Annotated in this window: 16 protein-coding genes; 6 read left to right on the top strand and 10 right to left on the bottom strand. The window is 67.7% G+C overall.

The annotated features are described in order from the left end of the window. Nucleotides 1–16: 16 nt before the first annotated feature. Complete coding sequence (locus IV113_RS20070) at nucleotides 17–1,231, bottom strand: vanadium-dependent haloperoxidase (RefSeq protein WP_291088665.1); 1,215 nt, start codon at nucleotides 1,229–1,231, stop codon at nucleotides 17–19. Between the two features lie 28 nt (nucleotides 1,232–1,259). Further along, a complete protein-coding gene (locus IV113_RS20065; RefSeq protein WP_291088663.1) occupies nucleotides 1,260–2,087 on the bottom strand; it encodes a class I SAM-dependent methyltransferase in 828 nt (275 codons plus the stop codon). Between the two features lie 206 nt (nucleotides 2,088–2,293). On the opposite strand from IV113_RS20065, the gene IV113_RS20060 reads away from it, so the two are divergent. Further along, on the top strand, nucleotides 2,294–3,292 hold the full coding sequence (locus tag IV113_RS20060) for an AraC family transcriptional regulator (protein WP_291088661.1): 999 nt from the start codon (nucleotides 2,294–2,296) through the stop codon (nucleotides 3,290–3,292). Nucleotides 3,293–3,362: 70 nt separating this feature from the next. Beyond that, nucleotides 3,363–5,516, top strand: coding sequence for a PhoX family phosphatase (locus IV113_RS20055; protein ID WP_291088659.1), 2,154 nt, complete (start codon nucleotides 3,363–3,365; stop codon nucleotides 5,514–5,516). Nucleotides 5,517–5,653: 137 nt separating this feature from the next. Here IV113_RS20055 and IV113_RS20050 read toward each other — a convergent pair whose 3' ends face one another. Continuing rightward, nucleotides 5,654–8,077: a UvrD-helicase domain-containing protein gene (locus tag IV113_RS20050; protein ID WP_291088657.1), complete on the bottom strand. Its 2,424-nt coding sequence runs from the start codon at nucleotides 8,075–8,077 to the stop codon at nucleotides 5,654–5,656. 226 nt (nucleotides 8,078–8,303) lie between these two features. On the opposite strand from IV113_RS20050, the gene IV113_RS20045 reads away from it, so the two are divergent. Further along, entirely contained in the window at nucleotides 8,304–9,281 is a 978-nt protein-coding gene (locus tag IV113_RS20045; protein WP_291088655.1) for a GMP reductase, read from the top strand. A gap of 307 nt (nucleotides 9,282–9,588) precedes the next feature. Here the strand turns inward: IV113_RS20045 and IV113_RS20040 are convergent, their stop codons facing one another. Continuing rightward, nucleotides 9,589–10,473, bottom strand: a complete 885-nt coding sequence (locus tag IV113_RS20040; RefSeq protein ID WP_291088653.1) for an alpha/beta hydrolase — start codon at nucleotides 10,471–10,473, stop codon at nucleotides 9,589–9,591. 104 nt (nucleotides 10,474–10,577) lie between these two features. Here IV113_RS20040 and IV113_RS20035 point away from each other — a divergent pair, with 104 nt between their 5' ends. Then, entirely contained in the window at nucleotides 10,578–11,489 is a 912-nt protein-coding gene (locus IV113_RS20035; RefSeq protein ID WP_291088651.1) for an NAD(P)-dependent oxidoreductase, read from the top strand. Nucleotides 11,490–11,512: 23 nt separating this feature from the next. Here IV113_RS20035 and IV113_RS20030 read toward each other — a convergent pair whose 3' ends face one another. After that, entirely contained in the window at nucleotides 11,513–12,601 is a 1,089-nt protein-coding gene (locus IV113_RS20030; protein ID WP_291088649.1) for a BMP family ABC transporter substrate-binding protein, read from the bottom strand. Between the two features lie 125 nt (nucleotides 12,602–12,726). On the opposite strand from IV113_RS20030, the gene IV113_RS20025 reads away from it, so the two are divergent. Continuing rightward, complete coding sequence (locus IV113_RS20025; protein WP_291088647.1) at nucleotides 12,727–13,491, top strand: SDR family oxidoreductase; 765 nt, start codon at nucleotides 12,727–12,729, stop codon at nucleotides 13,489–13,491. On the opposite strand, the gene IV113_RS20020 is transcribed toward IV113_RS20025, so the two are convergent. The 5 genes from IV113_RS20020 to IV113_RS20000 form a co-directional block, all read right to left on the bottom strand. Next, complete coding sequence (locus IV113_RS20020) at nucleotides 13,464–14,432, bottom strand: lysylphosphatidylglycerol synthase domain-containing protein (RefSeq protein ID WP_291088645.1); 969 nt, start codon at nucleotides 14,430–14,432, stop codon at nucleotides 13,464–13,466. The genes IV113_RS20025 and IV113_RS20020 overlap by 28 nt on opposite strands. Continuing rightward, nucleotides 14,429–15,637 carry a cardiolipin synthase ClsB gene (gene clsB, locus IV113_RS20015; RefSeq protein WP_291088643.1) on the bottom strand — a complete coding sequence of 403 codons (1,209 nt, stop codon included), beginning with the start codon at nucleotides 15,635–15,637 and terminating at the stop codon, nucleotides 14,429–14,431. Before clsB ends, IV113_RS20020 begins: the two co-directional genes overlap by 4 nt. Continuing rightward, nucleotides 15,634–16,395, bottom strand: a complete 762-nt coding sequence (locus IV113_RS20010; protein WP_291088641.1) for an endonuclease/exonuclease/phosphatase family protein — start codon at nucleotides 16,393–16,395, stop codon at nucleotides 15,634–15,636. The genes clsB and IV113_RS20010 overlap by 4 nt, the downstream gene beginning before the upstream one ends. A gap of 122 nt (nucleotides 16,396–16,517) precedes the next feature. Next, a complete protein-coding gene (locus tag IV113_RS20005) occupies nucleotides 16,518–17,171 on the bottom strand; it encodes a helix-turn-helix domain-containing protein (protein ID WP_291088639.1) in 654 nt (217 codons plus the stop codon). A 144-nt stretch (nucleotides 17,172–17,315) separates the two neighbouring features. Further along, nucleotides 17,316–18,701, bottom strand: coding sequence for a tetratricopeptide repeat protein (locus tag IV113_RS20000; protein ID WP_291088637.1), 1,386 nt, complete (start codon nucleotides 18,699–18,701; stop codon nucleotides 17,316–17,318). Nucleotides 18,702–18,844: 143 nt separating this feature from the next. On the opposite strand from IV113_RS20000, the gene IV113_RS19995 reads away from it, so the two are divergent. Continuing rightward, a complete protein-coding gene (locus IV113_RS19995) occupies nucleotides 18,845–19,843 on the top strand; it encodes an AraC family transcriptional regulator (protein ID WP_291088635.1) in 999 nt (332 codons plus the stop codon). Nucleotides 19,844–19,847: the final 4 nt, after the last annotated feature.

Raw genomic sequence — 19,847 nt, 5'->3', positions numbered from 1 at the left:
TCTCCTGGGTGGTGCGTCAGTGTTCCGCCGCAGCGCTGCGCGTCAGGGCCCATTCGCCGATGCGCTGGCCCATGGCCATGCCCACCTCGGTGGAGTTCCGGTAGTGAACGCCGCCCACGATGCGCGCCTGCGCCACTTCGTTCATGAAGTCGTCGGGCGTGTTCCAGCGGCGCACGACGCCGGGCAGCGTGGCGCTGGTGGTGCTGAGCACGGGCAGCGGCCCCTTGCGCCCTTCGGCGTTCAGCACCGTGGCCACGGTGCCGGCCAGGATGCAGTGCGCGCAGGGGTACTCGGGGTGCATCGGCGTGTCGATGAGCGGCGCCCAGCTCGCGTCACGTTCGGTGCCGTCCTGGCCATCGAGGTCGCCGTTGCGGATCGCCGTGACCGGGCGCCAGAAGTTGTGGTGGTACTTGGCGTCCATCACCGCGATCAGCGCGTCGTCCATGGACTGCGCGACGACCGCGAAGAGCCGCGCGTTGGCCAGCGCGTCGCGACCAGGCTGCAACGCCACCGAGCGCACCACGCCGTGGTAGATCGCCGGCAGCGAGTAGTCCCAGAAGCGCGCCATGTCGGACTGTTCCGCGCTGCGCTGCTTGCTGTCGCGGCCGCCCAGCGCCTTCAACTCGTTGTAGTCGCGCTCCCAGCGCGCGCTGCTCAGCGCGGGCGGTGGGCCGGGGCGGAACTGGTCGGCGCGCTGCAGCAACCAGGGCTTGCGCTGCGGCCATTGCGGCACGGCCGGCGCCGTGGTGGGCACGTACACGCCAGGGGTGGCCTGTGGGCGGTAGGTGTCGGCCCCGCCAGGCATGTCGCCGGCGCGCTCGGCCAGAACGCGCTGCGCTGCACGCTCGCCGGCCGCCAGGTGCGCCGCCCGGCTTGCATCGTCCGGCAGGGCTGCCACGGCCGCCTGCACGGCGACTTCGATAGCCGCGCGTTGCGCCGGGAGCAGTTGGGTCAGCGCGGCTCGGTGGGCGCCCGCCACCGCAGCATCCACCGCATGCGGTGGTGCCGACGGTGCACGCGTGGCTTCGCGCGCCGCCTCGTAGGCGGCGGTCTGCACCAGCGCCATCACGCGCACGGCGGGCGGCGTGCCGATGCGCGCCTCGCCGACGATCTGCGCGCAGCGCTGGTTCCAGTCGGTGATGACATCAGCCCGCGCGGGCGCGGCCAGGGTGGTGAACAAGGCGCCGGCGAGTGGCACCGCGAGGTGGGCTATCAATTTGCTGGTCTTCATGGCGATCTCCTTAAATGGGGCGGGCGCTTCAGTGTTTGGTGACCACGATTTCGAGGTACTCGCTGGGCACCACCAGCGAGTTCGGGCCGGCCACGTTCAACTCGTCGAGCAGGGCCGTGATGGCGTGCTCGAGCGACTGCGCACCGGCGGCGTCGAGCGCGGCGAAGGCCTTGTGGGTGGGGCCATAGAACTCGCGGAACACCGACACGAAGTGAGCCGCCGAGCGGTAGCGGAAGTTGAAGTGCCGACGCTGGCATTCGATCTGCGCGGCCTGCGCGCCGAACAGCTCGACGATGTGAGGCTCGGTGCCCCACAGCGCGGGCGACTGCACGCCCGCTGGCGGGGGCACATGAGCGCCGATCACCTTGAACAGGCGGCCGATGAAGCCAGCGGGCGTCCAGTTCGCCAGCGCGATGCGGCCCCCCGGGCGAACCACACGCAGCATCTCGCTCGCGGCGCGGTGGTGGTCGGGCGTGAACATGACGCCAAAGGTCGACAGCACGGCATCGAAGCTGGCGTTGGCAAAGGGCAGCGCCTCGGCATCGGCGAGCTGGAACTGCACCGGCAGGTGTTCGGCCTCGGCGCGAGCGCGTCCCTTGTCCAGCAGCGCCTGCACGTAGTCGGTGGACGTGACCTTCGCGTAGCGGCGCGCGGCGGCCAGCGAGGCATTGCCGTTGCCGGCGGCCACGTCGAGCACGGCCTGGCCGGCACGCACATCGGCGGCTTCGGCGAGCGTCTCGCCGACGATCTGCAAGGTGGTGCCGACGGCGGCGTAGTCGCCGCTGGCCCAGGTGGCCTGCTGGCGCTGCTTGATGGCGGTGAAGTCGATGGCGGGTTTGTCGATGACGGTGTTCATGGTGCCTGGTCTCCTGAGGATGGGTATTCGATGTGCATCGACGCGGGTTGCGCCGACGAATCCATTCTCAAAAACCGCCGCCGTTGACGCTTCACCTTCTGTTCGGCATATTTGCTCGCGCGTCCGCCATTGGCGGTGCGCACCGCCGGGCTTTTGCCGTCTGTCCGCGCGGCTTGATCGAAAGACCGCACGATCGGAGGCACTCAATGAGCCACGACCCCTTGTCCGATGTGTTGCGCAGCGTGCGCCTGCGCGGGGCGATCTTTTATTACGTGAGCTTCGACGGCGAGTGGGCGGCCGAGACGCCGCCGTCGCCGATGCTGGCCGGGGCTCTCATGCCGGGCGCCGACCACGTGCTCGCCTACCACCTGATGGCCAGGGGAGAGGGTTGGGCCGCCTCGGACGGCCAGGCGCCGGTGCGGCTGGCCACCGGCGACATCATCATGTTTCCGCGCGGTGACGGGCATGTGATTTCCAGCGCGCCCGGCATGCACGCGATCGAGGACCAGAGCAGCTGGCGGTACGACACACGCAACGACCCCAAGCCGATCGCCGTGGCCTACCACCGCGGTGTGCTGCGGCCCGGCCTGCCCGGCCCCGCCGACGACGCCCGCTCGGTCGTGGTGTGCGGCTTCGTGGCCTGCGACATGAAGCCCTTCAACCCGCTGATCAACGCCCTGCCACCCCAGTTGCACCTTCGCGCTGGCGCCTTGGGGGCGTGGACGACGCAGCTGCTGGACCAGGCGGTGGCGGAATCGCGCGAGCGCCGGGCCGGGAGCGCCGCCATCCTGGAGCGCGCCAGCGAGTTCGTGTTTGTCGATGCCGCGCGGCGCTACCTCGAATCGCTGCCGCCGGGTTCGGCGGGATGGCTGGGCGCGCTGCGTGATCGGCACGTCGGCCAGGCCATCTCGTTGATGCACGAGCGTCCGTCCGACCCCTGGAGCGTCGAGGAACTGGGGCGGCAGGTTGGCCTGTCGCGCTCGGCCTTGCACGAGCGCTTCGTGGAGTTGACCGGGCAGGCGCCGATGCAATACCTGACGAGCTGGCGCATGCAGTTGGGTGCGGGGCTGCTGCGCCAGGGGCAGTCCAAGGTGGCCGCGGTGGCGCTGGAGGTGGGCTACGACTCCGAAGCCGCCTTCGCGCGCGCCTTCAAGCGCCTGGTGGGCCTGCCGCCGGCCGCGTGGCGGCGTGCCCAGACCGGGTGACGCGCTGTCACTGAACTTTCACACAGATTGCACATGATCCGCGGTGATTCATTCACCCAAGGTCATCAGCATGTCCCACGACAACATCCGTCCCACCGCCCAATTCAACGACGAAGACTCCAACACCAGCAACAACCCCGCGTTCGACACCGTGCTGCAGGCCCGCCTGAGCCGTCGCGGTCTGCTGCGTGGCACAGCCGCCCTGGGTGGCGCCGCTGCCCTCGGTGGTTGCGCCACCATGGCGGGCCCTGTCGCTCCAGTCCACGCACTCGGGTTCACGCCCGTGGCCAAAACCATGGCCGACCGCGTCACCGTGCCCGCCGGCTACACCGCGCGCGTCATTTACGCGCTGGGCGACCCGCTCACCGCCAGCACGCCCGCCTACAAGAATGACGGCACGGACGCCGATTTCGGCAACCGCGCCGGTGACCACCACGACGGCATCGAGTGGTTCGGCCTGGACGCGGCGGGCCAACCGTCGGACAGCTTCGCATCGCGCGGCCTGCTGGCCATGAACCATGAAGCCACCACCGACGAAAAGCTCAGCTCTTTCTTCATCCACGCCAATGGTGGCACCTCCACCCTGCCCCGTCCGGCTGCCGAGGTCGACAAGGAACTCATGATCCACGGCCTCTCGGTGGTCGAGGTGCAGAGCGATGGCAAGGCCTGGGCCACGAAGCCGGGCTCGGCGTTCAACCGCCGCGTGACGACCATGACGCCGGTGGCCATCCACGGCCCGGCGCGCGGCAGCGAGCACCTGGTGACGAAGTTCAGCCCCGACGGCACGCAGGCGCGCGGCACACTCAACAACTGCGGCACCGGTCGCACGCCCTGGGGCACGTTCATCTCGGGCGAAGAGAACTGGTTCGGCTACTTCTTCCGCGATGCGAAGGATGACGACGCGCGCAAGAAAGACAAACAAGTGCAGGCCCTCAACCGCTACGGCCGCAAGGCCGGCGCGGCCAGCCGCCACGGCTGGGAAAGCGGTGGCAGCGCCGACACCTACACGCGCTGGAACAACAGCGCCGTGGGCGCCAGCGCCAAGGACGATTTCCGCAACGAGATGAACACGTTCGGCTACATCGTCGAGATCGACCCCCACGACAAGACCACCGCGCTGCGCAAGCGCACCGCGCTGGGCCGCATGGGCCACGAGAACGCGACCTTCGCGCGCGTGAGTGCTGGCCAGCCGGTGGTGGCCTACATGGGCGACGACGCGCGCGGCGAATACATCTACAAATTTGTCTCGGCCGCGAAGTGGGACCCGGCCGATGCCAAGCCGGCCAACCGCCTCGCCGCGGGCGACAAGTACCTCGACAAGGGCACGCTCTTCGTCGCGCGCTTCAAGGGCGACGGCACCGGTGAGTGGCTGGAGCTGTCGATGGACAACCCCGTGATCGCCGGCAGCTCGTACTTCGAGTTCAAGAACGAAGCCGACATCGCCGTCTTCACCCGCCTGGCCGCCGACGCAGTGGGCGCCACGCGCATGGACCGGCCCGAGTGGGGCGGCGTGAACCCGAAGAACGGTGAGGTCTACATCACCCTCACCAACAACAGCGCACGCACCGTGGCCACCGTGGACAGCGCCAACCCGCGCGTGTACACCGACCTGAAGGCCGGCAAGGAGCAGAAAGGCAACGTGCATGGCCACATCGTTCGCCTGGCCGAGAAGGCGCCGGCAGACGCTGCGTTCCTGTGGGACATCTACCTGTTCGCCTCGGAAGCCGACGCCGACAAGGCCAACGTGAACCTCTCCAACCTCACCGAAGACAACGACCTGTCCTCACCCGACGGACTGGTGTTCAGCAAGGCCACCGGCGTGTGCTGGATCCAGACCGACGACGGCGCCTACACCGACAAGACCAACTGCATGCTGCTCGCCGCCCTGCCCGGCCAGCGCGGCGACGGCGCGAGCAAGACCCTGACCCATGGCGACAAGCAGGTGACCACGCACATGGGCAAGCCGCAGACGTCGGCCACGCTCAAGCGCTTCCTGGTCGGACCCAAGGGCGCGGAGATCACCGGCATCACCGAAACGCCTGACGGCCGCGCGATCTTCGTGAACATCCAGCACGCGGGCGAAAACACGAAGATGGCGGACGTGAACGACGCGACGAAGTTTGAGAGCCAGTGGCCTTCGAATGCGGGCTATGGCGTCGGCCAGCGTCCGCGTTCCGCCACCATCGTCATCACGAAAAACGATGGCGGCGTCATTGGGAGTTGACCCCCCGCGTCGCCTTCGGCGCCTCCCCCCTTGAAAGGGGGGCGACACCTGGGGCCGGCGTAGCCGGACCCGTGGTGTCCCTGGGCTGGACCGCTTCATGCGCTCCTGGTCACGCTTTGGCTGGGTCGAGCTCCCCCTCAGGTGATGGGTGTGAGCTTCGCGACGCTGAGCGCGAGCCACTTCGTTCCGTGGCGGCTGAAGTTCACCTGCGCGCGGGCATCATCGCCCGCGCCTTCGATGGACAGCACCTTGCCCTCGCCGAACTTGTTGTGAAACACGGCCATGCCGGCCTTGATGTCGGTGCCACGGTCGGGTTCGGGTGCGTTCTGGCCCAGACCTTTGGGGTCGCCCTTGTCGTTGAACCCGGGTGACCACGAGGGTTGCAGTGCGGGCGCGGCGCCAAAGCGCCGCCCGTTCTGCCACTGGCCACCACCCCCGCCCGCGCCGCCCGGCGCACCCCAGGCCGGCTGCTGCGGTGTGAGCCATTTCAGGCAGGCCTCGGGCAGCTCGTCGAAGAAGCGGCTCTTCATGTTGTAGCGCGTCTGGCCGTGCAGCATGCGCGTCTGCGAGTGGCTGAGATACAGCCGCTTGCGTGCGCGCGTGATCGCCACATACATCAGGCGGCGCTCTTCTTCGAGCCCGTCGCGGTCGCTCATCGAGTTCTCGTGCGGGAACAGGCCCTCCTCCATGCCGGTGATGAACACCACGTCGAACTCCAGCCCCTTGGCGGCGTGCACCGTCATGAGCTGCACCGCGTCCTGCCCGGCCTGCGCCTGGTTGTCACCCGATTCGAGCGCCGCGTGCGTGAGAAAAGCCGCCAGCGGGCTCATGGTCTCGCCGGTTTCGGCATCGGGTGCCAGCGGTTCGTCCAGCACCGGCAGCGATGCGTCCAGCCCCTGGCTGGCCGGGCTCTGCGTCAGCGGCGACCCGTTCACCGTGCGCGCCACGGCGTCGCGGCCAAAGCCTTCGATGCCCACGAAGCTCTTGGCGGCGCTCACCAGTTCTTCCAGGTTCTCCACGCGGTCCTGCCCTTCGCGCTCGGCGCGGTAGTGCTCCACCAAGCCGCTGTGCTCAAGCACCAGCTCGATGATCTCGGAGAGCGTCATGCCGTCGGAGCGTTCGCGCAGCACGTCGAGCTTGGCCACGAAGGCGCCGATGGCCACGCCGGCGCGGCCAGTCACCGCGCTCACCGCGTCGTGCAGCGAGCAGCCCGAGGCGCGGGCCACGTCCTGCAGTTGTTCGATGCTGCGCGCGCCGATGCCGCGCGGCGGAAAGTTCACCACGCGCAGAAAGCTGGTGTCGTCGTTGGCGTTTTCCAGCAAGCGCAAGTAGGCCAGCGCGTGCTTGATCTCGGCGCGCTCGAAGAAGCGCAGGCCGCCGTAGACGCGGTAGGGCATGGCGGCGTTGAAGAGCGCCGTCTCCACCACACGGCTTTGCGCATTGCTGCGGTAGAGCACGGCCATCTCCACCTTGGGCACGTCTTCGCGCGCGAGCTGCTTCATCTCGTCGACCATCCACTGCGCTTCGGCGAAGTCGCTGGTGGCCTCGTGCACGCGCACCGGCTCGCCAGCGCCAGCGTCGGTGCGCAGGTTCTTGCCCAGGCGGTTGGTGTTGTGGCTGATGAGTTCGTTGGCGGAGTCGAGGATGTTGCTGCAGCTGCGGTAGTTCTGCTCCAGCTTGATCTGGTGGCGCACGTTGAACTCGCGCACGAAGTCGGCCATGTTGCCCACGCGAGCACCGCGAAATGCATAGATGCTCTGGTCGTCGTCGCCCACCGCGAACACCGCGTTGCCCGAAGGCGGCAGGCCTTCGAGTGGCGGCGTGCTGAACATCTTGATCCAGGCGTACTGCAGGCGGTTGGTGTCCTGGAACTCGTCGATCAGGAGGTGGCGGAAGCGCCGCTGGTAGTGCTCGCGCACCGGGTCGTTGTCGCGCAGCACCTCATAGCTGCGCAGCATGAGTTCGCCGAAGTCCACCACGCCCTCGCGCTGGCACTGCTCTTCGTAGAGCCCGTAGAGCTCGATCTTCTTGCGCGTTTCTTCGTCGCGCGCCACCACGTCGCGCGGGCGCTGACCGTCTTCCTTGCAGCCGCTGATGAAGTACTGGATCTGCTTCGGTGGATAACGCTCGTCATCCACATTGAACTGCTTGCACAGGCGCTTGACGGCCGAGAGCTGGTCTTGCGTATCGAGAATCTGGAACGTGGCCGGCAGGTTGGCCAGCTTGTGGTGCGCACGCAGGAAGCGGTTGCACAGACCGTGAAAGGTGCCGATCCACATGCCGCGCACGTTCACCGGCAGCATGCTTGAGAGCCGGGTCATCATTTCCTTGGCGGCCTTGTTGGTGAAGGTCACCGCGAGCACACCGCCGGGCGTGACCTGCCCGGTCTGTAGCAACCACGCAATGCGGGTCGTGAGCACCCGCGTCTTGCCCGAGCCCGCCCCGGCCAGGATCAGCGCGTGCTCGCCCGGCAGCATGACGGCGGCGGCCTGTTCGGCGTTGAGGCCCGCGAGCAGCGGGGAGGGGGGCACGGCGTCCAACGGAGATTCTTCAAACAACATGGCTCGATTGTAGGAAGCACCCCGTGCAGCGCGCGGCATACGGTCATCCGTATGGCCTTCATATGGGGTGGCAAGCGCCCAAAGTCGCGCGCGATCCGCCCAAGAAGCCTAGAATCAGTCACCGGGCCCAAGATTCTTGCGCCCGGTTTTTTTTGGGTCATCCAGAAAGACCGGCCAAGCCAAGCGCTCTCCCTGTTCAACAACAGTTATCTGGAGCCTGGTTCTTATGGAGATATTCGACTACGACAACGTCCTGCTGCTGCCGCGCAAGTGCCGCGTGGAGAGCCGGTCGGAATGCGACGCCGGCGTGGAGCTGGGTGGTCGCAAGTTCAGACTGCCGGTGGTGCCGGCCAACATGAAGACGGTGGTGGACGAGTCCATCTGCGTGTGGCTGGCGAAGCACGGCTACTTCTACGTGATGCACCGCTTCGATCTGGACAACCTCCAGTTCGTGCGCGACATGCGCGCCCACGATGTGTACGCCTCGATCTCGCTGGGCGTGAAGGCGCCCGACTACGCCACGGTGGACCAGCTGGTGGCCGAGGGCCTGGCGCCCGAGTACATCACCATCGACATCGCGCACGGCCATGCCGACAGCGTGAAGAACATGATCGGCTACCTCAAGGAGAAGCTGCCGTCGTCCTTCGTGATCGCGGGCAACGTGGCCACGCCCGAGGCGGTGATCGACCTGGAGACCTGGGGCGCGGACGCAACCAAGGTGGGCGTGGGTCCGGGCAAGGTCTGCATCACCAAGCTCAAGACAGGCTTTGGCACCGGCGGCTGGCAGCTCAGTGCACTGAAGTGGTGTGCCCGCGTGGCGACCAAGCCCATCATTGCCGACGGCGGCATTCGCAGCCATGGCGACATCGCCAAGAGCGTTCGCTTCGGTGCCTCGATGGTGATGATCGGTTCGCTGTTCGCGGGCCACGAGGAGTCACCCGGCCAGACGGTGGAGGTGGACGGTGTGCTCTACAAGGAGTACTACGGATCGGCCAGCGACTTCAACAAGGGCGAATACAAGCACGTGGAGGGCAAGCGCATTCTGGAACCCATCAAGGGCAAGCTGGCCGACACGCTGGTGGAGATGGAGCAGGACGTGCAAAGCTCGATCAGCTATTCGGGTGGCACGAAGCTGATGGACGTGCGCAAGGTGAACTACGTGATCCTGGGTGGGGACAACGCGGGTGAGCATTTGTTGATGTAGTTGGGTTTTTGGGGCGTTTCGCTCAACCACCTCGCGGGCTCACGGACGCGGCGTGCTCTGCTCCGCGGCTGTCCTCCGAGTCGGCTGCGCCGCCTCTCCTCCTTGATGCCGCTGCGCAGAACACACCGCGCCCGCGAGCCGAAGCAATGTTGGTGTACGCACTAACCGAGTACCAATGAGGTCATCGGCGGCCATGGGGCACGGCGCAGCGAAATCAAGGAGGAGGTGGCCGCAGGCCACCGGGGGACATTCGCGGAGCCGTGCCCCGTGGTCGTCGATGACCGGAGCCACCGGAGAAAACCAAACGTCAAACCGCCAGCAGCTCCCGAGCCAACACATGCAGCCGATGTCCAGGCTGAGCCAACGCATCGACGATGCTGAAGTGATTGAGCCCCGGCAAGGCCTCGCACACAGGAACCACTTCCGACCCCCAGGCCTGCTGGATCAAGCGGTTGTGGCGCAGGAACTCGCTGCTCTCGTCCGCACCAGCGACGGTGTACAGCCGACCCCGACCTTCGCGCAGCAGCGGCGCAGGCAACAGCGCCGGGCTGGCCTTCTTCACCTGCGCGGGCGTCAGCTTCAAGGACGACTGCACGAACGGTGTGAGCCGCACCGGCTCCAGGTCGTACAAGCCCGAGATGGAGAGCGCGTTCTTCACCAGCGATTCGGGCAGATCGTCGCCCACGCGCTCCCATTCGCAAGCCAGCATCATGGTGGCGAGATGCCCACCCGCCGAATGGCCCACCACCGAGATGCGGTGCGGATCACCACCGTGCGCGGCGATGTGGCGGTACGTCCAGGCCAGGGCCTGCACCATCTGCAGCACGATGTCGGGAATGGTGACCGCCGGGCACAGCGCGTAGTTGGGAACCACCACGCAGGCACCGAGTTTCGTGAACGCAGGGGCGATGAAAGAATGGTCGGACTTGTCCAGGCTTCGCCAGTAGCCGCCGTGGATGAACACCATCACCGGCGCCAACGGTGTACCGGCCTTGCGCGGAGCGGGGAAGATGTCCAGCGTTTCCCCGGGGCCGTGGCCATAGCTCACATCGAGCAGTGGACGGCTGCTCTGCCGGGTCTGCGCCGAGCTTTCGGCCCAACGCTTGAAATGCTCGGCGTGCTCGGGCACCAGCGCCCGGTTGTTGTACTCACGGTCCAGCCAGACGGGGTCGGTCGAAGGTGTTTTTTCCATGGTCGCGCATTGTGTCATGGGGTCGTTTTCAGCGTGTGCTGACGAGCTCGACAAACACCACTATTCTGCATACGCCCCCCTTCAATGTTTCTCCAGGCGCTCCAGTGAACACCTCAACAACATCCTCCACCCCACCCTCCCCGGCTTTGCAAGTGGCCGTGCTCGGCATCGGCCTGATGGGCTTTCCCATGGCCCGTCGCCTGTGTGAGGCTGGCTGCATGGTCAGCGCGTGGAACCGCTCGCGCAGCAAGGCCGAGCGCCTGGAAGCCTTTGGCGCCCGCGTGGCCGACACACCCGCTGACGCCGTGGCCCAGGCCGACATCGTCATCACCCTGCTCGAAAACGGCGACATTGTGGAAGACGTGTTGTTCAACCAGGGCACCGCGGGCGGCCTGCGCCCGGGCAGTGTGGTGGTCGACATGTCGTCCATCCTGCCGCGGCAGGCGCGTGACCACGCCGCGCGCCTGGCGGCCGCCGGCATGCGCCACCTGGACGCGCCCGTCTCGGGCGGCACCGTGGGCGCCGAGGCCGGCACGCTGGCCATCATGGTGGGCGGTGAGCCCGCCGATTTCGAGCGCGTGCGCCCGCTCTTCGAGCTGTTGGGCCGCCCGGTGCATGTGGGCCCGCACGGCGCCGGGCAACTGGCCAAGCTCGCCAACCAGATGATCGTGGGCATCACCATCGGCGCGGTGGCCGAGGCACTGCTGCTGTGCGAGAAGGGCGGCGCCGACATGGGCAAGGTCAAGCAGGCCATCACCGGCGGATTTGCCGACAGCCGCATCCTGCAGGTGCACGGCCAACGCATGGTTGAACGCGATTTCACCAAGCGCGCTGCGGTGGCCGTGCAACTGAAGGACATGCGCAACGCGCTGACCACGGCCAGCGAAGTCGGGTTCGATGCGCCCATCACCGGATTGTTCGAACAGCTCTACGCCCAATCGGTCGATCACGGTCTGGCCGACCTGGACCACTCGGCACTCTTCGTCGAACTCGCCAGCCGCAACGGCATGGCCTGAATTCAGGGACCGGAGCTCGGCTTTCAGCCCGGCACGCGTCCCTCGACACTTTTCACATAGAAGTTCATCTGGCGCAGGAAAGCGTCGTCGGCGACCTGGCCCCGGGGCAGAACTTCCTGGCCAATGTTGTCCTGCAAAGGACCGCGCCAGATCGCGAAGCTGCCGTCGCGCAGGCCACCGCGCACGGCGGCCACCCGGGCATGGACCGCCGGGGGCACGTCGCTGGGTACGCCCACAAGCTCGACCGCCCCCTCCTTCATGCCCCACCAGGAATGGCCTGTGACCCAACGGTCGTCGAGCGCATCGCCCACGGCCCGGATGCAATACGGCGCCCAGTTGTTGACGATGGAGCCGAGGTGCGCCTTCGGCGCAAAGCGGCCCATGTCGCTGGACAGGCCGAAGCCACGCCGGCCAAGTCGCTCAGCCGTCTGCAGCGCTGCCGGGGAATCCGTGGTCAGCATCAGCACGTCGGCCCCCTGGTTCAACAAACTGATCGCGGCCTCGGTTTCGCGCGGTGGGTCGAACCACGCATTGACCCAGACGACGCGCACCCGCGTCGCAGCGTTCATCGCCTGCGCACCCAGGGTGAACGCGTTGATCCCGTTCAGAACCGCCGGCGCCGGCAGCGCACCCACCACGCCGAGCAAGCCGCTGCGCGTCGTGCCTCCGGCGACCACCCCGGCCAGGTACGCAGGCTCGTAGGACCGTGTGTCGTAGGTGCGCACGTTGGCTGCAGTCCTGAAACCGGTGGCATGTTCGAACTTCACTTCCGGATGGTCGGCGGCCACCCGGAGCACCGCTTCCATGTAGCCGAACGATGTGGCGAAGATCAATCCATTGCCCTGCGCCACCAGATCGCGCAGCACGCGTTCCGCATCGGCACCTTCGCGCACGTCGGGCACCGCGGTCACGACCACCTGTGAACCGAAGCGGTCCTCGACTGCCCGACGTGCTGCGTCGTGCGCGAAGGTCCATCCCGCATCGCCCACTGGCCCGGGGTAGATGAAGCCCACCTTCAGCGGCCTCGTCGCCCCGGCCAGGGGGGCACACACACTGCTGCCCAGCGCGGCCAGCAACAGGCGGCGGGTAATGGCAGTGGATGGTGCGTTCATGGCGCCTCCTCAGCCACCATGTACTCCAAAATTCCGCGCTCCGCAAGCGTGCTGACCTTCAGTGATCCGGTGCGCCGACTACCATGTGCCCTCGTCCATTCAACCTCCCACCCAAGGCACCTCCCATGGCATCTGTTCCCTCTCCCCGTGTTGCACTGGTTACCGGCGCCGGCAGCGGCATTGGCCGCGCCGTGGCGCTCGGTTTGCTCAAGGACGGCTTTCACGTCGTGCTCACCGGGCGGCGCTCCGAGCCGCTGGCCGCCGTGGCCGAAGCGGCCCAGGCCGCCGGCCAGCATGCATGGGCCATACCCGCCGACGTGCGCGACGAGCACAGCGTGCAGGCCCTGTTCGACCAGATCGAGAAGCGCTACGGACGCCTGGATGTGCTGTTCAACAACGCGGGCGTCAATGCCCCTGCCGTGCCGATCGACGAGCTGCCGCTGGAGCGCTGGAAGGACGTGATCGACACCAACATCACGGGCGTGTTCCTGTGCGCACGCGCCGCCTTCGGTCTCATGCGCCGGCAAACCCCACAGGGCGGTCGCATCATCAACAACGGCTCCATCTCGGCCCATGCGCCCCGCCCCTTCAGCAGCCCCTACACCGCGAGCAAACACGCGGTGCTGGGCCTGACCAAGACCATCGCTCTGGATGGGCGCGACTACAACATCGTGTGCAGCCAGATCGACATCGGCAACGCGCTGACCGAACTCTCTGCGCGCATGACGCAAGGCGTGCGCCAGGCCAACGGCACGATGGCCACCGAACCCATGATGGACGTGCAGCACGTGGCCGAGGCCGTGCGCTACATGGCGGGCCTGCCGCTGTCCACCAACGTGCTGAACATGACCGTGATGGCCAGTCAGATGCCTTTCGTGGGCAGAGGCTGAGCCGTCGGGGTGCGGGGCCGCGCCGCGGCTTCGCTCCATGCGTAGGCCGGCAGCGCCAACACCAGCGGCAGCAGGTAGTAGGCGGCGCGGTAGGCCAGCACCGTGGCCAACACCTCGGTGGCGGGCAGTCGGCCACCCAGCGTGGCGACGAACACCGCCTCCAGCACACCCAGGCCGGCCGGCACGTGCGTGAGCACACCGGCCACCGCTGCGAGCAGCAGTGCGCCGAGCACGGCGGGGTAATCGATGCGCCCGCCAAAGAGGCTCCAGACGATGGCGCCGATCAGCATCCAGCTGGCGCCACCCAGCAACGCCTGTAGCGCGGCCAGGCGTGCGCCGGGCAAGGCCAGGGTGTGTCCGCGCCAACTCAGTTCGCGCTGGCGCGACCAGGTGCACAGTGCCAGGTAGACCAGCGCCAGCGCCACCATCACCGCACCGATGGCGCGCAAGCCCAGGTCGCTCGGCACCCCCGACTCGGGGAGCCTTGGCGGGGCGAACAACAGCACGGCACCCGCCACCCACAGATAGCCCAGCCAGTTCGTCACCATGCTGTGCGCAATGACCTTTGCCACCGTTGGCGCCGGCAGGCCACCGCGCATGTAGAGCCGCAGGCGCAAACCGAAGCCGCCGACCAGGGCGCCGAAGTTGAGATTGAAGGCATAGCTGATGGCGGCGGTGGCGAGGGTGCGCGGAATCGAGAGCGCATGGCCGGTGAGGCGGCGCCCGATCAGGTCGAAGCTGGCATACAGGCCGTAGCTCAACAAGGCCAGACCGACTGCCGTGAGCCCCTGGGCCAGCGTGAGCGCCTGCAGCGCCCGCCACACCTCGGGCCATTCCACCGTGCGCGCCTGCCGCACCACCAGTGTCAGCACCAGCGCGGCCAGCGCCCACGGCGCGATGCGCTTGAACCATCCCCAGGCCCGCTGCGCCGCCGGATTCATGGCGCGTCGACGTGCATGGGCACGACCCTCGGTTCGCGCACCGACCATTTCGAGGCCCACACGGGAAAGCGCCGCAGCGCATGAAACACCACCATGCTGCGCACGGCGATCCAGGCCGAGCGCAGGCGCCCCGTGGCAGGCCGCTGCACGCTGTCGCAGCTCTGCGCCATCAGGTGTTCGATGCGCTCGCGCAGGTGCCGGGCAAAGGCCGCGTCGCGCACCACCACGTTGGCCTCCAGATTCAGGCTCAAGCTGGTCGGGTCGAGGTTGCTGGAACCCACGGTGGCCCAGGTGTCGTCCACCACCGCCACCTTGCCGTGCAGCGGCCGTTCGTTGTACTCGTACACGCGAACGCCAGCGCGCAGCAGGTGCCGGTAGAGCAGTTCGGTGGCGCGTTTGACCCAGGGCTGGTCCGGGTGGCCCTGCAACACCAGATCGACCTGCACACCACGCCGCGCCGCCTGGCGCAGATCGCGCAGCAGCCGGTAGCCGGGGAAGAAATAGGCGTTGGCAATCAGGATGCGCTGGCGCGCGCTGCGCACAGCGGCGCGGTAGTGGCGCTCGATGTCGGAGCGGTGCTCGTTGTTGTCGCGCGTGACAAACGCGGCCACCGCACCGTCTTCATGAACGCCGGCAACACCGCGACCTTCCAGGCTGGCGCGCCAGCGTTGGAGCCACTGCCTGCGCGCCGGCTGCGGAGCGACCACGTTGGCGCGGCAGAAGGCCTGTATCTGCCCCACCAGCGGGCCCTCGATCTCGACCGCGTAGTCCTGCTTGGCCAGCGGTCCGAATTCCTGGAGGTGGTCGATCGAGTAGTTGATGCCACCCACGAAGGCGCGTTGGCCATCCACCACCACCAGCTTGTGGTGCATGCGCCGAAGGAGGTTGATGCGAGCACCGAACAGGCGCTGCACCGGCTCGAAACTGCGCAGACGCACGCCGGCGTCGAGCAGCGGCTGTGTGAACGAGGCAGGCAGGTCGGGCGATCCCCAGCCGTCGACCAGCACATGCACCTCGGCACCACGCCCGGCCGCGGCCAGCAAGCCCTGCTGCAGTTCGCGCCCGACCTTGTCGTCGAACAGGATGAAGGTCTCGAGCAGCACCTCGTGCTCGGCTGCGGCGATGACCTCGAACACACGCGGGTAGTAGCCCTCGCCGTTCTCCAGCAGCGTGATGCGGTTGCCAGGCACCCAACGCGAGTTCACGGTGCCTCCGACACTTCGATCTCGGCCGCCACCGGCGCATGGTCGGACAGCTGCGCCCAGGGCCGTCGAGGCATGGGCAGTGGCTGCGCGGTCGCAACACCGCGCACATAAATGCGGTCCAGCCGCAGCAGCGGCCAGCGTGCTGGGAAGCTGCGCACGTGATGCCCGTGTGCCTCCTTGAACACCTCGCGCAGGCCGCTGGGCGCGAGCAGCGCATCGGCGCGCGAGCGCCAGTCGTTGAAATCGCCGGCGACCACCAGCGGTGCATCGGCGGGTACTTCTGCCTGCACGGTCTCGCACAGGCGCGCGAGCTGGTGGCGCCGGTGGGATTCGCGCAGCCCCAGGTGCACGCACATCACGTGCAGCGCGGGCAGGCCATCGGGCAGGGTCACTTCGCAGTGCAACAAGCCGCGCGGCTCCACCCCCGGCAGCGACATGTCGTGGTTGTGGCTGCGCACCACGGGAAAGTGCGACAGCACCGCGTTGCCGTGGTCCAGGCCCTCGGCCACCGCGTTGCGCCCATAAGCATGGTCGGGCCAGATCTCGTCGGCCAGGAACTCGTATTGCGCGCCCACCGAGCTCGCGTTGCGCCCTTCGGTGCCGCCCTGCACCTCCTGCAGGAACACCAGGTCGCTCTGCACGGCGCGCACGGCTTCGCGCAACTCGTGCAGCACGAATCGGCTGTTGAAGACGTCATAGCCTTTGTGGATGTTGACGGTGAGCACGCGCAACGACCTTGAAAGCGGAATCACGCTCATACTTGGGAATGGCGCGCACGCGCTGTGAACAGCAGAAGCATCCCTCCATGCTGCATGGGGATCCGGCCCTTGTCGGTGTGATGGCATACATACCGGGTGCGCAGGATCGGCGCCCGCCGCATTCAGGGCAACGCGCCAAAACGGCGCGTGAATCCAACCATATCCGACAGAATGACGCGGCGATTGTCGACCCGCAGCCAGCCCTTGCGCTGCATGCCCGAGAAGGTGCGACTCACCGTCTCCATCGACATGCAAAGAAAGCTGCCGATCTCGGCACGCGACATGCGCAGCTGGAAGTCGCAAGGCGAGCAGCCCTGGGCGTGCCAGCGCCGCGACTGGTCCAGCAGGAACATTGCCAGCCGCTCCTGTGCGTTGGCGCGTCCGAGCAAGGCATGAAACGTGTGCCCCCGCTGGATATCCCTGGCCATGAGTTCCATCAGGTGCTGAAGCGGGTTTGCGTCGCACGCTGCCAACTGCGCGCAGGACCGCCAGGCCAGGGGTGCCACATGGGTGTCCTCCAGCGCCGTCATGGTGGTGCCATGGACGCCATCAACCACACCGTCGAACCCGATCACGTCGCCGGCCATGGGAAAGGCGCACACCTGCTCTCGCCCGTCGGCGAGCGCGAACACCGACTTGAGCGTGCCGCTGCGCACCGCATACAAACCGTGAAACGGCTCCCCCTGGGCAAACAGCACACGTCCTGCGCGAACCTTGTGCAAACCCCATGGCTGACGCTCGCGACTCGGCAAGTCCAGTTGCAACAGCGCATTCATCACGTGGCGATCCTTCGGGACGCGGTGCAGGAGAGCCCGCACACACCGGGTCCAGGACATCCACCTTGTCAGCACTGCGCAACCGGGTCTGTTCGATAGCTAACTTAGCCGCCCGTCACCTCCAGCGACGAACGACCGACCGGCTCAGTGCTGCGGATCGAGTGTGAACTCGGCCACCGCGCCCACACCGCGCTGGCTGCGCACGCCGCCTGCCACGCTCCCGGCGGCGGCGCGCAGCAGGAAGCCGCGATTGACGGGGCTGTGCGGCCGCAACGCCAGGCGTTCGTTGGCCAGCGCTTCGGCCAGACCATACTGGCGCCCGCGCAGCGCGGCCTCGGTCAGGGTCCAGTCGATCACGTCGCGCTGTGCGTGGCTGCCGCCAAAGCTGTTGGCAATGAAGCGTGCGCGGTGGAGGTGTTGCACAGCCGAGTCGTGGTCGCCACGCCAGAAGGCGGCGAAGCCGGCCACCAGATCGGCCCCCGTGTCGGCCGCCCAGCGCGAGGCTTCCCGACCGCGCGGGTCGGCGCGCAGCGCCGCGTGCAGACGCTCCACGTCGGCCTCGCGGCCCGCGCCCAGCCAAGCCATCGCCGCGTGCCAGTCGTTGAACGGGTAGAGCGCGCCATCGGCGTGCGCGTCCCAGGCGGTGGCGAGCTCGTTCCAGCGGTCACCCACGTCCACACCGCTCATCGCCAGGCGCCAGAGCAGGGCCGAGGCATCGACCATGTCCACCGCCACCAGGCTGCGCCCACTGCGGATGGGGCCATCAAACAGCGCCAGCGCCTGATCGACCTGCCCAAGCTCCAGGTGGCACAGCGCACGGTGCCACCAGTTGTGCACCTGGAAGAAGTTGTCGTCGCCCGACCAGTGAGGCTCGCGCGCGATCATCCAGCCGATGCCGTCCTGGTGGCGCGCCTGCATCTCCATCACATGGGCCACGGCGTGGTGGGCCCAGCAGTCCAGCGGCTGCGCATCGAGCGCGCTGCGCCCCACGTCTTCGGCCTGTGCGTACTGGCCCGACTCTTCCAGGCCAAAGGCGTACATGCCGAGCAGGATGGAGTGGCCCGGCATCTCGGCGCTCCAGTGCGGCAGGGTGCGCGCGATGCGGTCGCGAAGGTTGCGCGCATTGGCGCGGAAGAAGTCGCACAGGTGGCCCACCTGCAGCGCCACGATGTCGAACGGGTGGCGCGTGTGGTGGTGGTCCAGCGCGACGGCCGCGGCCGACCACTCGCCCTGAAGGATGAGCTCGATGGCTGCGCGGTGCGAACGCTCGCGCTCGTTCATGGGCAGATCGGCCATGGCCTGCAGCAGCTCGCGCGCGCCGGCAGCGGCAGCGGGTTCCGTGGCGATGGCCATCAGGTGGGCCTTGAGCAGGTGGGCCATGACGAAACCGGGCGCGGCTTCGGTGGCGCGCTCCAGCGCTGCCATCGGGTCGCCGCGGTACAGGTTGAAGGCGGTGACGGCCTGTTCAAAGTGGGTGGCGGCCTCTGCGGTGGCGCCGGTGAGGGTGTGACCCTGTGCGTCGGTGATCATTGAAAGACTCCTGTGTTGCGTGGCCGGTGCCCGGTGAATGGACAGAGGGCGTTGCCTCGGTGGCGCCGGTGGGATTACTCTACGTTTCGCTGCCCGCCACGGCCATTCCCGCGCCGCCGGCTTTTCTTGCCGAAACGCCTGCCATGACCACCCCTTACCCCATCGATGCCTTGACCGATGTGCTGCAAGCGCTGCGCCTGCGGGGCGCCGTCTTCGTCGAGGCGGAGATCACCGCGCCCTGGTGCGTGTTCTCCAAGGTCGGGCCCGAAGACTGCGCGGAGTTCAACCCCGCACCGCGCGAGGTCATCGCCTACCACTTCGTGTGCGAGGGCGCATTGGCGCTGCGCGTGGAGGGCGAGGCAGATGCCGTCCAGGTGCGGGCGGGCGAGCTGGTGATCCTGCCGCGCAACGACCGTCATCTGCTGGGCAGCGACCTGGGCGTGCCGCCCATGGATGTGGAGCAGCTCGAACACCAGCCCGGCGAAAGCGGCCTGGTGCGCATCACGCACAAGGGCCAGGGGCCGACCACGCGCTTCTTCTGCGGCTACCTCGGCCACGACAACATCAACGACCCGCTGATCAACGCCCTGCCCCGGGTGTTGCACCTGAGCCTGCGCGACCCGGCTGCCGCCCAATGGTTCGAGAGCTCGTTGCGATTCGCCTCACAGCCCATGGGCGTGGTGCACGGCATCTCGCCCAACCTGCTCGGTCGGCTGGCCGAGCTGCTGTTCGCCGAAGCCGTGCGCCAGTATCTTCAGCAGCAGCCCGACGGCAGCACTGGCTGGCTGGCGGGTCTGGGCGACACCAAGGTGGGCCGCGCCCTGGCTCTGCTGCATGCAGACCGACAGCGCGGCTGGACCACCGAAGAGCTGGCGCGCGAGGTGGGTTTGTCGCGCTCGGCCTTCGCCGAGCGTTTCAATGCCCTGATGGACGAACCCCCCATGCGCTACCTGGCACGCCAGCGCATGCGGTATGCCGCGCAGCGGCTGCTGGAGAGCAACGAGCCGATCGCGCGCATTGCCCAAGCCACGGGCTACGAGTCGGAGCCGGCCTTTCACCGGGCCTTCAAGCGCGCGCACCAGATGGCGCCCGCGGCCTGGCGCAAACAGCACGCAGCAAGGCCGCCTGACCCCAGGCATTGAGCGC

The sequence above is a fragment of the Hydrogenophaga sp. genome, assembly GCF_018780385.1.
GTDB lineage: Bacteria > Pseudomonadota > Gammaproteobacteria > Burkholderiales > Burkholderiaceae_C > Hydrogenophaga.
This window is presented reverse-complemented; position numbering and strand designations above follow the sequence as displayed.